Below are 14,561 nucleotides of genomic sequence, written 5' to 3' on the forward strand. Positions count from 1 at the left end.
TCAAAATTCCTACATTGATTCTATAACTTTCCAGATTCCTCTAAAACCCAAAAAACAAGTGAATACTATTATGATAATTCCGATTAGGTTTTGCATTCGAGTATTAGTGTATTTACTTAGTATTTTTTTCTGATTCATAACCCATAAAAGGAAGATTGCAATGACTGGTAAAAGAAGCCCATTTGCTATCTGAGCAAATCGAATAATCACTATTGATTTTATACCTAAAGAAGAGAACAAAACTCCCATAAAAAGAATGAACATCCATACGGCTCTAAACGATTTACTCTTGAGTCCTTTTTGCCATCCCAAACAACCTTTTACTACATAGGCTGCAGCAAGAGGTGCTGTAATTGCCGAGGTGATTCCGGCTGCAAACAAGCCTGCAGATAGTACATATTTTGCCATTGACCCAAACACTGGTTCTAACCCTTTTGCCAGGTCAGCCGCATTATTCACTTCTGTTTGTTGTATTGCAGCTCCTGCAACTATGATTGCCATAGATACGAGACCTCCTAATACTATAGCGACAATAGTATCTTTTTTTGCTTCTGGCAGATCATCTGTAGATTTCCACTTTTCACTCACAATGGATGCATGAAGAAAGAGATTATAAGGAACAACCGTTGTGCCTATTAACCCAACAATGGTTAAGACTTTATCCGCCGAAAAATCAGGAACAAAACCTCGAAGAAGCATAGAAATATCAGGTTTGGTAACAATAGCCGTAACAATAAAAGCGATACTCATTAACAACACCAAGACGATTAGACTTCGCTCCAAGATCTTATAATTACCTATATACAAGAGTATAAAGGCTATTACCCCAATACCAATACTAAAATAGTTACTAGGAATTCCTGAGGATTCTAAAATAGTTGCCAGTCCTAGTACTCCTCCACTTATATTACCTGCCTCATAGGCTGCATTGCCAATAAATATAGCCGATAATACCAGGGCGATTAGTGCTCCTCTTATAATTTTATTATCAAATTGAGATTTCAACACTTCGCTCAGTCCTTTTTGAGTAACGACACCAAGTCTGGCTGCCATTTCCTGCAACACTACACAAGCAATAATAGACAATACCAATGCCCAAAGTAGCGAATATCCAAATTGCACTCCTGCCAGCGTGCATACTGTTACGGTTCCTGGGCCAATAAAAGCAGCTGTTACCCAGGTACCGGGTCCTATATTAAAAAACTTCTTCATGTATTTAGAAATTAATATCTAGTGCATAAATAGCAAATGACCCCAGCCAGTGCCCTCCTTCATAACTATCCCCTACAAGATTTGGCAAGGAATAGGTTACATGTGTATTCGCTATAGAAAACAAATGTGCATAGTCTTCATACTGGTTTGCTAAGCCATACAACACCCATGCTCTACTAAAATTGAGTCCGTCTAAATGTACTAACTTACCGTCGGTTCGATCAGAGACTTCTCCTACATCAATCGAGAAATTCTTAGTTTTTAGCTGTGGCATAAAGTCTGAAATCCAAACATCAAAGTGTTCTTTATTCAACACTCGTCTCATAAGGTCTATTTCTTCAAAACATGGAGATAAGAAATCATAACCACTAGGCTCCCAACCGATTGGACAGTCTTTATCATTATCATAAAATTCTTTTGCTCTTGTTTCTATAAGACCTTTTAGTTTTTGATCTTTTACCGTGTTAGCATAATCCCATGCAAATGATAGCCCAAAAGCAGTATTAGTATGTTCACCTACCCTAATAGGGTACTTAAGTTTAGGTAAAAAATCAATATATCGCTGAACAATTATATCGGTAAGCGGCTGTAAATTTTCTTCGAGTTCTCTGGCTAATGGATCATCCCAGGTATGTAGCTCTTCGGCTAGCTTAAGCAACCATGCCCAGCCATATGTTCGTTCATAAGATTTGTTATGCTTACCTTCAAAATATTGAATCTCTATCGCTATGTTTTCTTTGGAGATATTTTGAAGCAGCTTAGTTTTTGCCTCTTCTCTTTTTTCTAGGTTTGGGAATTTTTTTAAAAGTTTTACCAACGACCAATGCCCGTGAACCGATGAATGCCAATCAAAACATCCATAAAATGTAGGATGTAGCTCATGCGGCTCTCCGATATTTTCTTTACCTCCTAAGGTCTGTCCTAATTTATTAGGGTACTCTACCTGCAAACAGGCTAACGGAAGGGTTGCTAAATTATTAGCCTGGTCTAATGAAAGTCGTAGAGGTTCTTCAATTGGATTTTCTTTTGGCTCTTCTGTTTCTAGATGTTCTAATGGTTGTTTCTCAGTTTTTTTACCATCATTACAACTAAAGAATGTAATAGTCAAAATCAAAAAAAGTATTCGATACATAATCAATATTTAGAGTTTATGAAATATTCATTTCTCTAAAAATATTGATTTCCCTTAGGGCATTACTCAGATTGTTAATAAGAAGAGGAAATAGTTTATAAATTCTTAATTTGCTAACATAAGTTCAAAAATCTATTGACTTTATACATATAATGTATTATTATAGTCAATAATCAAATTGTACAATAAGATATAAACTGTCTATTTATACTCACCCCAACCAACCATCACGATCCAAACTTCTGTATTGTATTGCTTCTGAGATATGATCTCCTTGTATGGATTCTGAACCCTCGAGATCAGCAATGGTTCTTGATACTTTTAGAATTCGATCATAGGCTCTAGCAGAGAGATTTAATCGCTCCATGGCAGTTTTTAATAACTCTTTTGATGCTTTCTCTAAGGAGCAATGTTGTTTTATTTGCTTTACCCCCATCTGCGCATTATAATGTATACTTTTAAAATCAGAGAATCTTTGGGTCTGTATGTCTCTGGCTTTGATTACTCTTTTTCTTATTTCGACACTAGATTCTCCTCTTCGCTCTTCACTAAGCTTATCGAAGGGCACAGGAGTAACCTCTATATGAATATCTATTCTATCTAATAATGGTCCTGATATTTTACTAAGATAGCGTTGCATTTCTGCTGGAGAGGAGGTTACCGGAGCACTCGGGTCATTAAAATATCCTCCAGGACTAGGGTTCATACTAGCTACCAGCATAAAACTAGAAGGGTAGGTAACAGTAAACTTGGCTCTGGATATGGTCACCTCTCTATCTTCCAGAGGTTGACGCATAACCTCTAACACCTCTCTTTTAAATTCTGGAAGTTCATCAAGAAACAACACTCCATTATGAGATAATGATATTTCTCCTGGTTGTGGATAACTCCCTCCACCCACTAATGCAACATTAGATATTGTATGATGCGGGCTACGAAATGGACGTTGTGCCATTAACCCAACATTATCTTTAATACGCCCAACGACACTGTGAATTTTTGTAGTTTCTAGAGCTTCTTGCAATGACATAGGTGGCAATATACCAGGTAACCTTTTACTGATCATTGTTTTACCACTTCCTGGAGGACCTACCAGTATGATATTATGCCCTCCTGCTGCTGCGATCTCCATACATCGTTTTATACTTTCTTGTCCTTTTACATCTGCAAAATCAAACTCAGGATTATCAAGTGCTGTAAAAAACTCATCTCTAGTATCTACTATGGTTTGCTCTAATGCTCCTTTATCATCAAAATAATCTATCACTTCTTTGATGTTATCAACTCCATATACTTCGAGGTGATCTACTATCGCAGCCTCTTTAGCGTTTTGTTTTGGCAGTATAAATCCCTTAAAACCTTCTTCTCTGGCTTTAATCGCTATTGGTAATGCTCCTTTTATTGGTTGCAGGCTTCCGTCGAGAGATAATTCTCCCATTATTAGATATTCAGAAATAGTGGTTCCTTTGATTTGTGAACTAGCAGCAAGAATCCCTAATGCCAGGGTGAGATCATATGCAGATCCTTCTTTTCTTAAATCTGCAGGAGCCATGTTAATGGTAATCTTCTTTCCTGGTAATTTATAACCATTGTTTTGTAAAGCTGCGGCAATTCGATAGCTACTTTCACGTATTGCATTATCAGGCAAGCCAACAAGGTGATACCCTATCCCTTTGTCAATATTTACTTCGACTGTAATTGTAGTAGCTTCAACTCCAAAAACAGAACTCCCAAAAACTTTTGTAAGCATATTTGTGTTTTTACATAAATGCAAACATAATAATAGCGAGTTTTAAAAAATGAAACTAGAATTTTGTATTGGTTATATAAAAAGCATCTCCTATGTACATACTTAATTAAAAAAGTAGGGTTTTTAGCCTCTTATAGATATATTACGTATGATACCGAAGCCTGTGCCCTACTTTCCGTTCTTGTATAAATTGAATTACATAACAAACAATTATACAACTGCCTCTACCTGAGCCTGAAACAGTTTTTCGTTTAGAAACCTTAATGTTGGTATTTTGTCTTTAGTGTCTACCAAAATTGATATATTATTATTACTACCTCCATATGATACCATACGTACAGGAATAAAATTTAATATCTCAAAAAGTTTATATGAGTTTTTATCATTGATTACAGATTCTCCTACGATACAAATAATACTATGGTCTTGATCTACAGTCACCTCTGCATAGGTTTCTATTTCTTTAACAATTTTATCCAGATTACTTGTATCATCAATTGTTAATGATATTGCGATCTCTGATGTCGTAATCATATCTATTGAAGTATGATAGTTATCAAAAACTTCAAAAATTCTTCTTAGGTATCCATGAGCCATCAACATACGATTAGATTTGATTTTGATAGCTGTAATTCCATCTTTTGCTGAAATTGCTTTCAATCCTTTCTGATATGTTTTATTAGAAATAACGGTTCCTGGCGCATCTGGAGCAAACGTATTCTTTAGAAGTACAGGTATATCTTTACCAACAACTGGAGATACAGTTTGGGGGTGAAGAATTTTGGCCCCAAAATATGCTAATTCTGCTGCTTCATTGTATGTAAGGTGAGAAATAGGGCGTGTTTCATCAACATATCTAGGATCGTTATTATGTAACCCATCAATATCTGTCCATATTTGTACTTCTGAAGCATTCAATGCCGCACCTATTATAGTTGATGTATAATCGCTTCCTCCTCTTTTTAAATGACTGATTTGTTCTTTTTCATTTCTACAAACAAATCCTTGCGTGATGTATAAAGAAGCTTGTTCACTATTCTCAATAACATTATTCAGTCTTGTGCCTACCTTTTCAATATTGGGGTTTTCTATAGAATCTACATGCATAAACTCTTTGGCGTCCAACAACACATTATGTATTCCTATCGAAGTTAAAAAACCAGAGAAAATGTAAGTTAAAATAGTTTCTCCATACGTTATGATTCTTGAATTTATTATTTCAGAATATTCTTGGCTTGCTATCTCAAACATTTCAGTTATCATAGTAGATAAACCGTCCTTAAGAGCATTTCTTGTTTCTTGATCTTCAATTAGCTCATCAATAACATCACTATGTTTACTCTCTAGCTGGTGTAAGTTTCTAGTAATTGCCTCTGCATCATCAAATTTTATATTTTCGACTAATCGAACTAGTTGATCTGTAACTCCAGACATTGCAGAACAAACTACAATTTTATTTTCTTGATCTGCCGTTAAAATCTCTCTAACTTTATTTAGGTTTTCTACAGACCCAACAGAAGTACCACCAAACTTTAAAACTTTCATCAATCTTGATTTTTCAATTTTTCAACAGTGCATAATTAATTAATAATGTACAAATAATAAATATTTTAAAAGAAAAAGCATAAATTTGCACAGAATGTTAAATATGTAACAATGAAAACAATTACTGATTGTGTGCATAATATACTACGGCACCAGCCTTTTCTTGAAGATGCTTTATCTAGGGATATTATTAATTTTAGTTCTCTAGCTGTTGACTTATTACCAAAAGTTGAAAAAGTTATGAAAAAACCTGTTAAACCAGGTTCTATCGTAATGGCATTACGACGTTATCATCCAAGGAGGATTAAAAATCTTGATAATTTAAGGAACTTGGGTGATATTGTTGTTAGGTCAGGAATTACAGAATATACATTCCTAAACTCTAACAGCATACTAACAAGTCAGAGCAACCTTTTGGATAGTGTTAAAGATGAAGCTAAGGCTTATTTTACTTATTCAAGTAATTTTCAGGAGAGTAATATACTAGTGACTTCTACACTTAAAAATACTGTTGAAAAGCATTTCAAAAATGAAACATGTATTTCGGTAACCGATGATTTATCATCTATCTCTATAGCCTTGTCTGAAGATAATTCTAAGATAATTGGTTTGTATTTTTATATTTTTAAGCTTTTGGCTTACGAAGGTATCCCTGTTTTTGAAGTTATCTCTACCTCAAATTACTTTACCCTGTTTTTGGAAAAAGAATACGTGAACAAAGCTTTCCTATTGATGAATGAAATAAAAGAAAGTTAATACCATTTGGTATCAATCTATACATAAAAAACCCTGCTGAATTAGCAGGGTTTTTTTTATAATTCAAATGATTAGAATTACCAGATATGTACTCTTTTTTCTGGCGCTAAATACATCTTATCACCTTCTTTAATGTCAAAGGCATCATAAAATGCCTGGATATTTAATAACGGTTGTATCGCTCTTGTATCTCCTGGAGAATGTGGATCTGTTTTGATTTGAGTTCTCAAAGCATCTTCTCTAATCTTTGTTCTCCATACAGTTGCCCAAGACATAAAGAATCTCTGTTCTGCAGTAAATCCATCAATATCTTCTGGTCTTCCGTTTTCTGCAAAATGCAACTGTAACCCATCATAAGCACCAAGTACTCCTCCTAAATCTCCAATATTTTCACCTAGAGTAAACTTCCCGTTGATAAAAACACTATCTAATACTTCTATAGCACTATATTGTTCTGCTAAAGCATTCCCTCTTTCTGTAAATTTAGTAAGATCATCTTCTGTCCACCAATTAGAAAGATTTCCTTCTGCATCGAAACGAGCTCCAGAATCATCAAATGCGTGGGATATTTCATGTCCAATTACTGCTCCTATGCCGCCATAATTAACGGCATCGTCTGCTGTGTAGTTATAAAAAGGTGGTTGAAGTATTGCCGCAGGAAAAACAATTTCATTAAACAAGGGGTTGAAATATGCATTTACTGTTTGAGGAGACATTCCCCATTTGGTTTTATCCACTGGTTCTCCAATTTCTGAAATGGATTTATCAAAAGACCATTTAGACACTGCCATAGTGTTCTCAAAATTAGAGTTTTCTTCTTTTACTCCCAATGTTGAGTAATCTTCCCATTTATTAGGATAACCAATCTTAACCGTAAATTTATCAAGTTTTTCAATAGCTTTTGCTTTTGTGCTGTCACTCATCCAATCTAAAGCTTCAATTCTTTTTTGGTAAGCTTTAATGACATTTGCTATCATTTTTTCAGCTTTTTCTTTAGCTTCTGGCGGAAACTTAGCATCAACATATAATTGACCGATAGCTTCTCCTACAGAACCATTTACTCTAGCTAATGCACGTTCTTCTAATGGTCTTTGTTTTTTAGCTCCACTAAGTGTTTTGCTATAAAAATCCCAGTTTGCTTTTTCTATTTCTGTAGAAAGTGCTCCTGTTACATTATTCAATGTAGACCACTTTAATACTGTTTTTAAGTCTTCAATTCCTGTATCTGCCAACACTCCTTGTAGAGCTTTCATATATTTTGGTTCTAAAACCATAACAGTATCCAACTGTTTTTCTACTCCAAGGTCTTTCATTAATTTAATCCAATCTACTGATGGTGTCATTTCTGAAAGTTGAGTAACACTTCTAGGATTATTGAAGTTACGAGCATCACGACTCTGTACTTTATCTAATCTAGGCTCGGCAAGTTTAGTTTCTATAGCCAAAATAGTCTCTGCTGATTTACGTGCTTCTTGTTCTGTATCACCGATATACTGAAGCATTCTAGTGATATGATCTAGGTATTGACCTCTGATTTCCTTTGATTTATCATCTTGATCTAAATAGTAATCACGATCAGGTAACCCTAAATTTCCAGTAGTAACATATGGAGCATTGATATCACTATTATTTAAATCAGGAAATGAAGTAAATCCAAAGAATGGTGCAGTTACAGCAGTTTCTGTAGCTAATACTTCTTGTAGATCTTTAATGTTTTTTATTGTGGCAATTTTATCTAAGGTAGGTTGTAATGGTGCAACACCTGCCTTATCTCTTGCTGTAGTATCCATTATTGATTCAAAAATGGACAACGCTTTATGCTGATCAGTACCTGCTGCATATTTACCACTAGCTTTTGCTTCTTCCAAAATCTTTAGAACATCATCATCAGTTTTTTTTCTCAAAACACCAAAACCACCCCATCGTGTTCTATCTTCGGGAATTTCTGTGGTTTTCATCCAATTACCATTAACGTAATTGTAGAAATCCTCTTTTGGACTCACGGTAGAATCCATATTTTCCAGAACTATTCCTGGAATTTTTTCAACTTCGGCTATAGCTTTAGTATCAACATCCTCTTTTTTTGTTTCATTTTTACAACTTACAAAAGCGAGAATGAGTACCGCCAAAAAATGTATTTTTTTCATTTTTATAATCATTCTGTTATTAAATTAAGATTAGTTATCTTCCATATGACGTTTGAATTGAGAATTCGTTACGTATATAGAGCGCGTAATTTATACAAAATGAAATATGTTACCGGTTTTTGGATGTAGTTTTAACGAAAAAATAAGATTCTAAACACAATAAACTTGCAATATTTGAGTTGCCTCCTCCCTGAAACTATTATTTTAATAATCTGGTATCAAAAGAAAACGGTTCTATATTGAGAAGTTTTACTTGGTGAAACTCTGGATGTAATGGATTAACAAGAAGGTTTTGTTCCATAGGAATTATAATACTTGGCACCATTAGACCTAAGTATTTTTCTTCAATTATCCAGTGCATGGCATAGTTCTGTACTTCTATTGGTACTGGAATTTTATTCCAATTATCTGGTACTTTTTTTATATCTATTGTAGTTATTAATTCATCAGGTACAGTTATAGTTGCCAGTGCCATGTCATCTGGAAAATATGCCGCTGGCAAATGAGCCAAAACTTCTAATGTAGAAAGTGCAGCCGTAGTACTTGTATACAAAACTGCAACACCTTTGGGATTCCATCTTCCTCCTACTGTTTTTGCACCAATCCCGGTGAGGTCTTTAATATATTTTTGTTTTGCTATTCGGTATACCTGCATTATACAAAAATTCCATGTTCGATACGAACCAATTCTTCATTAAGTAATTGAAATCCAAAAGTAGTGTCCAAAAGTTCTTTTGGTTTTTTCATAGCTAGTGCTACACTTGGATGCTCCATCCAACTTTTAAATCGATTAAGGTCTCCAAAAATATTTTCTCCTTTTGCATAAAGTTTAGCTAATTGCAAAACTCTGGCGCTTGCCTCTGTATTTAATTTCTTATTAAGATCATACCGTTGGATAGTGCGCTCAGACATATGAAGAATATGTGCTAACTCTTTAAGATCAAAATCAATAGTTTTTGCTAGATGTAACAATGCTTTTTTATCTATTCCGTTTCTTGACAACTCAATAAAATCATACATATTTCTTAGAGGAATGTCTATATTTAAATATCGTAATAGCCCTTTATTTTCAAAACTGTCAAAATCTAATGGAGATACTGCACTCATAGCTTTATAATTTATGACAAAAATACAAAAAATAATGACAATTGTCTCATTTTATAACTAAAATCGAATCTAATTGCGGTTTTACCATATCTAATCTAGCTTCCATTGATCTAATAGCTACTGTTGATAAATATCTCCCTAATGGCAAGACAGGCTTAATCATTATAGTTTCTTCAGAATTTTTAGACAGTGATCTTGATGAAGACAGTGGTATTATTGTTGGTTTTAGTTTAACAATATAAGCGGTTCCCAGTTTTTTAATCATTTCTTGAGTGTGACCATATCTAACATTTTGTAAAGTTGTTAAAGGAGCTTCTAGTTGCGTTTGTGTTTTTACTATTTTACGTTCTTCATCATTGGCTATAATCAAATGTTTAATTTTAATCTTGCTTTGTAATTCAGGAAAAGAATCTTGTACTACCTTATTCAAAACCTCTTCAATTCCTTTTGAAACCCTACCTCCAATATTATCGTAATATCCTGCATCTGCATACTGATCAGAGTATAATTCACCTGATTTGGTAATTCTCCTTACTTCTCCAACAGGCGTTATATAGGGAAAACTAGCATTTATTCTCATTGCTGTAGACAATCCGATTGAATTACCTGGATAACTGCTTTGTAGGTTTTCGATAAAATCCTCCATACCAATTAAAGGTTTTAAATGAGTGTATTTAACCGGACTTATAATATTATAATTACCTGTTTGAGTGTGTGTGGTATTGATCAACAAAAGAGGAGGTAAGTTATTACTTATAATCTTTTTATCTTTATTAAAAGTATTTTGATAAAAAGACAAAAATTCTTTTTGTAAAATCTCATCATTAGATTTTTTGAAAAAGTTTTTTTTGAATGCATTACTCCATTGCTCTTCTAATAACTGCCCTCTATTCTTAAAACTAAACAAACCAGTTACTTCTTTAAACAAATCTCTCCCTAATAATGAGAGTAGAGATGTCGATAGGTAATTTTGCCTATAAACAGAACTAGCTTTATATTTTGTAGATAATTTGGTATGATTAGGTATCGTTTTAAAGTTAGCTTGTTTTTTGTGTAGTGTTGCATATCGAGCTTCTGCAAAAAACATGGCATTACCAACACTACCTCCCGAGGCTCCGGATAATGATAACAAATTTTCTTCAAAATACTTCCCGTCAGACATTTCATACAAATAACTATGTACCAAAAATGACCAAAGCCCAGCTCTTGACCCTCCTCCTTCTGATGAAACTAACAATACAGAGAATTGTCCTTTTTGTTCTTTAATAATATCAATTCTATCGACTATCCATTGATAAATGTATTTTTCCATCATAGGTCTAGCTGTTTCTGTTGGTTTTAAAATAAGCTGATAGTGGTCCGAATTTTTTGAGAAAAATCTTGTCGAGAATAAACACAAAACAACAACGACTGTGAACAAGGGTAGCTTAACTTTTTTACCTAAAAGAATCAACACAAAACTTATCATAAACAAACTTATAAATGATAATATCAAAATAGATAAGGGGTTTATTCTACTTGCCCACACAGGAATTAGACTAAGAATCAAAGACAAAATCAATAAAACAAAACCTGTTACCAGCACAATTCCATAAAACCACTTTATTGGGAATTCTTTTAAGAAACGATAACTGTTAAAAGACAGGATAAAGAAGAATAAGGCAAGGGCACAATTAGATAAAAATAGATTTCCCAAATCTTTTTCTGTTTGAGTATTTAAAGTACCCAGAGATATAATAAATATAACTAATCCAAAGGCTAACAATATTAAAAACACATTAGTTTTTGGAATCTTATTAAAAGATGCTCTCAGATGATCATATAAAATAGGCTCTGAGAATAACAGCAAAAAAAAGATGCTAAAAATTAAGGAGTTTGCAGGATCCAGGAAATTAGTATATGTATTACTAAGACCAAACAAGACCATAGCATTAAGAATACTTAAAGCCGAAATAATTAATAATAATAGTGCCAAAATCCTGGGTACTACCTTTCTCATATGCATTCTAACTATATAACTATAACTTACTCCGCTATTTTTATCCTGATATTTGTAATGCTGATTTGGTATAAAACCTATTAGATTAGAGAATGAGATATCTTTATAATTATAATAATAGAAATATTTAGGAATATTCCAGATTAAGAAAGCTGAAGTCATAAGAAGAAAAAAATACAAAGGAACTTCGAATAAAAAAGCATCTGCTTGATTTAGTATTAATAACAAATCAGTGGTTTGAGGAAAGTGCCATAAAGCAAAATATAAAGCTATAATAAAAAAGAGGCTAATAAAATTATTAGACAATTCGGTCAGTAGTATTTTGAACCATGTGCTAAAGCGTTGAAAAAACAACAACAGTTCTATCATTTACAGTAAAAATTAGGTTTCTAAGAATATTATAAATCTACTTAATAAAACAAATACTCCTAATTTTTAATTCGTTTTTATTTATTACCTACTAATAATCAAATAAATAGCAGATTACTTGAATAATTTAAAAAAAAATAAAAAAAAGTCATTTCGGAAAATTTCCAGTAATCAAAGGGGTTTCCCTTAAGTTTCACTCCAAAATATTTAACAATACTCAATATTGAACACAATAAAATTACGTTTTTAACATAAAATATTGTATATTGTCGTTGATTATGTGTTTTACAACGATAAAAAATCAAATCAAGTAAGATAAATCTTACAAAAAAATATAAGTTCAACCCCAAAACCAAACTCATGAAAAGATTTTTACCCCTACTAGTCTTGTTTTTAACAAGTATTACTTTTGCAAATACCAAAATTGACATCTCTTACAAGTTAATGTCAGTTACAGAAAACACTATTGTTGATGGTTTGGATGAAAACACTGAAGAAGGTGTTATTTTTATTACAGAAAGCCTACATCTTGAAGATGGAGTTCGTATAAAAGTAAGAAACGCATGTTTAATAATTCTTGGAGATTTAACAGGTACCGGAATCATAGATATTGATGATAGTGCTACTGTTACTTTAGAAGGAGAAGAGCAAGGAAGAATTACTTTTATCAATAGATTTCTGGCTGATGATACATGTCAACAAAGTACAGATCAAAAAACTTTTAAACATATAAAAGACGTTCCTTTAGGAGTAAACTACAGTTTATATAATATGTCTGGAAGATTACTAGACAAAGGAGAAGTTGATGAGTATATTCAAAATTATGTAGATCCAAAGACCTATTTAATAAAAGTTGATGGATACAAACTAAGAAAGATAGTTTTTAAATTATAATTCAATCATTAGAAGTAAGGTTAAAAATCCACGGCAAAGTTCTGTCGTGGATTTTTTAAAAACCTTTTCTTTTTTTGTAGATTATTCAATACCTTATAAACATCAATACCAGTATTAAGACAATGCATATATAACAATTAACCTCTAATCATACCCTTTTACTACCAACTCTAAAACACTAAATTAACAAACAGGACCTAACCAAATAAATTAGTATGATGAGAATATCATGGTTCAAATCTGAAGCGAGTAAATACACTCTCTATGGTATGTTATTTGGTTTTCTATTTCCAATTTTGGCAACTGGCATAGATATAGCAAGACTCGATCTTGAATATACATGGAAGTCATTTACCTATGTACAACAAAACTATCCAATTCACTACATAATAGATTCAGCTCCTATTTTTTTAGGATTATTCGCTATGTTCGGAGGTAGAAATCTTGACAAGTTAAAAGAGAAGAATAAACAAATACTAAGAGCTTCAAAGTTTAAACAAGAGTTTCTTGCCAATATGAGTCATGAAATCCGAACCCCAATGGTTGGTGTTGTGGGTATGATAGATTTATTATATAAAAATACCAAGTTAAATGATCTTCAAAAAGAGTATGTAACAACGATTCATCACTCCTCCCTCAATCTATTGGATATCCTGAATCAAATCTTAGATTTAGCAAAAATAGAGGCTGGTAAATTTGATTTATTACCTACTGATGTTAATTTTAAAAATATAGTCAATCAAAATGTTGATCTTTTTTTGGCAACAGCTATTACCAAGGGCATTGATATTACCTCAATATATTCAGAAGAGTTACCAGAAAATATAATGGCAGACGGCAGCCGATTAACGCAAGTTATTTCTAACCTAATTGGTAATGCTGTAAAATTTACAGATACGGGAGCAATATCTATACATGCTTCACTTCTATCTCGAATAAATGAAGAGTTAACCATAAAAGTAGAAGTCAAGGACTCCGGAATTGGGATTGATAAAAAGGATCTAGAAATACTTTTTACTCGTTTTAGCCAATTCCATCAAGAATCTATTATAACAGGAGAAGGAACTGGATTAGGGCTTACTATTTGCAAAAATCTGGTAAGCCTAATGGATGGGGAATTAGGCGTAAAAAGTGAACTTGGAAAAGGTAGCAACTTCTGGTTTACCTTTAAAGCAAACGCCTCTCATAAACCAGTAATCCTAAAAGAAAAAACGACAGCTTGTATACAAAAGAACAAATACGATCTACATGTGCTGCTCGTAGAAGACTCTGAAACTAGCATTCTTGTCTCGAAACAAATTTTAAAATATTTAGGGTGTACAGTAGATATCGCAAAAGACGGAAGACAAGCAGTAAACATGTATAAAGAAGACACCTATAATCTTATATTAATGGACATTAATTTACCTGAATTGGATGGTGTTCAAACATCTAATCTTATACGCAAAAATCATACAAAAGTCCCACCAATAATTGCTTTAACCTCCAATGCATTACCAGGCGATGCAGAACGTTACATGGCCAAAGGTCTTGATGATTATATAACTAAACCTTTTACCACAGAAATTTTAAATATTAAGCTCAAAAATTGGTTTGGAAACTATCATGAATACCATTAAACAGTATTCTCAGACACTACACAATTAAGTA

The 14,561-nt window shown here is 33.0% G+C and carries 11 protein-coding genes; 3 read left to right on the top strand and 8 right to left on the bottom strand.

Translation table 11 applies throughout. The annotated features are described in order from the left end of the window. Nucleotides 1-9: 9 nt before the first annotated feature. From C1X07_RS17650 to C1X07_RS17665, 4 genes are all read right to left on the bottom strand, one after another. On the bottom strand, nt 10-1,212 hold the full coding sequence (locus tag C1X07_RS17650) for an Nramp family divalent metal transporter (RefSeq protein WP_103071361.1): 1,203 nt from the start codon (nt 1,210-1,212) through the stop codon (nt 10-12). A gap of 4 nt (nt 1,213-1,216) precedes the next feature. Then, the gene (locus tag C1X07_RS17655) at nt 1,217-2,344 is read right to left on the bottom strand and encodes a DUF2891 domain-containing protein (RefSeq protein ID WP_103071362.1); all 1,128 of its coding nucleotides are present in this window, start codon (nt 2,342-2,344) and stop codon (nt 1,217-1,219) included. Nucleotides 2,345-2,555: 211 nt separating this feature from the next. After that, nucleotides 2,556-4,094 carry a YifB family Mg chelatase-like AAA ATPase gene (locus C1X07_RS17660; RefSeq protein ID WP_103071363.1) on the bottom strand — a complete coding sequence of 513 codons (1,539 nt, stop codon included), beginning with the start codon at nt 4,092-4,094 and terminating at the stop codon, nt 2,556-2,558. Nucleotides 4,095-4,304: 210 nt separating this feature from the next. Continuing rightward, on the bottom strand, nt 4,305-5,639 hold the full coding sequence (locus C1X07_RS17665; protein ID WP_103071364.1) for an aspartate kinase: 1,335 nt from the start codon (nt 5,637-5,639) through the stop codon (nt 4,305-4,307). A gap of 111 nt (nt 5,640-5,750) precedes the next feature. Between C1X07_RS17665 and C1X07_RS17670 the strand changes: the two genes are divergently transcribed. Then, entirely contained in the window at nt 5,751-6,395 is a 645-nt protein-coding gene (locus C1X07_RS17670; protein ID WP_103071365.1) for a hypothetical protein, read from the top strand. A 77-nt stretch (nt 6,396-6,472) separates the two neighbouring features. Here C1X07_RS17670 and C1X07_RS17675 read toward each other — a convergent pair whose 3' ends face one another. The 4 genes from C1X07_RS17675 to C1X07_RS17690 all read right to left on the bottom strand — a co-directional run bounded on the left by C1X07_RS17675 (nt 6,473) and on the right by C1X07_RS17690 (nt 12,017). After that, entirely contained in the window at nt 6,473-8,542 is a 2,070-nt protein-coding gene (locus tag C1X07_RS17675) for a M13 family metallopeptidase (RefSeq protein ID WP_103071366.1), read from the bottom strand. A gap of 199 nt (nt 8,543-8,741) precedes the next feature. Further along, nucleotides 8,742-9,197 (bottom strand): RES family NAD+ phosphorylase, encoded by a 456-nt coding sequence (locus tag C1X07_RS17680; protein ID WP_103071367.1) that lies wholly within the window; start codon nt 9,195-9,197, stop codon nt 8,742-8,744. Continuing rightward, on the bottom strand, nt 9,197-9,649 hold the full coding sequence (gene parS / locus C1X07_RS17685; RefSeq protein WP_103071368.1) for a type II RES/Xre toxin-antitoxin system antitoxin: 453 nt from the start codon (nt 9,647-9,649) through the stop codon (nt 9,197-9,199). The genes C1X07_RS17680 and parS overlap by 1 nt, the downstream gene beginning before the upstream one ends. Before the next feature lie 46 nt (nt 9,650-9,695). Then, complete coding sequence (locus C1X07_RS17690; RefSeq protein ID WP_103071369.1) at nt 9,696-12,017, bottom strand: patatin-like phospholipase family protein; 2,322 nt, start codon at nt 12,015-12,017, stop codon at nt 9,696-9,698. Nucleotides 12,018-12,377: 360 nt separating this feature from the next. On the opposite strand from C1X07_RS17690, the gene C1X07_RS17700 reads away from it, so the two are divergent. Together C1X07_RS17700 and C1X07_RS17705 are read left to right on the top strand one after the other, a co-directional pair. Then, nucleotides 12,378-12,911 (top strand): hypothetical protein, encoded by a 534-nt coding sequence (locus C1X07_RS17700; RefSeq protein WP_128755315.1) that lies wholly within the window; start codon nt 12,378-12,380, stop codon nt 12,909-12,911. A 215-nt stretch (nt 12,912-13,126) separates the two neighbouring features. Next, nucleotides 13,127-14,530, top strand: a complete 1,404-nt coding sequence (locus C1X07_RS17705; RefSeq protein ID WP_103071372.1) for an ATP-binding protein — start codon at nt 13,127-13,129, stop codon at nt 14,528-14,530. The last annotated feature ends 31 nt before the right edge of the window (nt 14,531-14,561 follow it).

Source organism: Aquimarina sediminis, assembly GCF_002895435.1.
GTDB classification, from domain to species: domain Bacteria; phylum Bacteroidota; class Bacteroidia; order Flavobacteriales; family Flavobacteriaceae; genus Aquimarina; species Aquimarina sediminis.